Here is a 1,145-nt window from a genome sequence, read left to right as displayed (position 1 = left end):
ATTTAGCCTTGGGAGGTGGTCCTCCCTGCTTCCCACAAGGTTTCACGTGTCTCGTGGTACTCTGGATCAGAACTACTTACTCTTGTTTTCACTTACAGGACTATTACCTTCTACGGTCGTACTTTCCAGTACTGTTCAGTTAACAATAGCTTCGCGTTATGTTCTGTCCGCAACCCCGGAAACAAGTTTCCGGTTTGGGCTCTTCCGCTTTCGCTCGCCGCTACTGACGGAATCGATTTTTCTTTCTCTTCCTCCAGGTACTTAGATGTTTCAGTTCCCTGGGTTTACCCTCCTACGACTATGTATTCATCGTAAGATACATGGGGTTACCCATGTGAGTTTCCTCATTCGGAAATCTTCGGATCACAGGCTATTTGCGCCTACCCGAAGCTTATCGCAGCTTATCACGTCCTTCATCGGCTCCTGATGCCAAGGCATTCACCATGCGCCCTTTGTAGCTTGACCTAATATACTAAAGTAGTCTTTTACAACTACCAGTTTTGGTTCTCTTACAAAGAATAATTCTTTGGTTTTACCAATTTGGCTTTACTGGTTAAACAACTTCCTTTGAATTAAAATTCATTAAGGATTCAGTTGTTTAGCCTTCTTATGTGCAATTTTCAAAGAACAAATGGTGGGCTTAAATGGACTCGAACCATCGACCTCACGCTTATCAGGCGTGCGCTCTAACCAGCTGAGCTATAAGCCCTTATGTGGTGGAGATAAAGAGATTCGAACTCTTGACCCCCTGCGTGCAAGGCAGGTGCTCTCCCAACTGAGCTATACCCCCACATTATTTTATTGAGATTCCTAAACCTATCAACAATTCTGTTAAGTTTCTGGTCTCTCAAAATTAAACAGAGGAATTAGCGCAATCCATTTGACAACTCATTATATAAAATCGTGATAAACTTCGCATTACTTTGTCAGCTTCCTCGCTGCAGTGCTCACTTACCGAAGTAAGCTCCGCGCTTCGCTCGTTACTTTCGCGTACTGCTCGTTTCTAGCGATTTTAAGTTTGTAGTTAATCTTAACATGCGTTAAGTATCAACTAAACATTCCTTGAAAGGAGGTGATCCAGCCGCAGGTTCTCCTACGGCTACCTTGTTACGACTTCACCCCAATCGCTGACCCTACCTTCGGCC

At 44.1% G+C, this 1,145-nt stretch carries 2 tRNA genes and 2 rRNA genes; all 4 read right to left on the bottom strand.

The window, feature by feature from the left end:
- Positions 1-465: ribosomal RNA gene (locus CPJCM30710_RS17375) — 23S ribosomal RNA — on the bottom strand; the annotation flags it as partial.
- A 167-nt stretch (positions 466-632) separates the two neighbouring features.
- A tRNA-Ile gene (locus CPJCM30710_RS17370) sits at positions 633-709 on the bottom strand.
- 5 nt (positions 710-714) lie between these two features.
- Positions 715-790 (bottom strand) — tRNA-Ala (locus tag CPJCM30710_RS17365).
- 275 nt (positions 791-1,065) lie between these two features.
- A 16S ribosomal RNA gene (locus CPJCM30710_RS17360) occupies positions 1,066-1,145 on the bottom strand; the annotation flags it as partial.

The organism is Clostridium polyendosporum, from assembly GCF_018332455.1.
GTDB lineage: Bacteria > Bacillota > Clostridia > Clostridiales > Clostridiaceae > Clostridium_AY > Clostridium_AY polyendosporum.
Note: the sequence above shows the minus strand (reverse complement) of the source record. Positions and strands in the feature narration are given on the sequence as shown.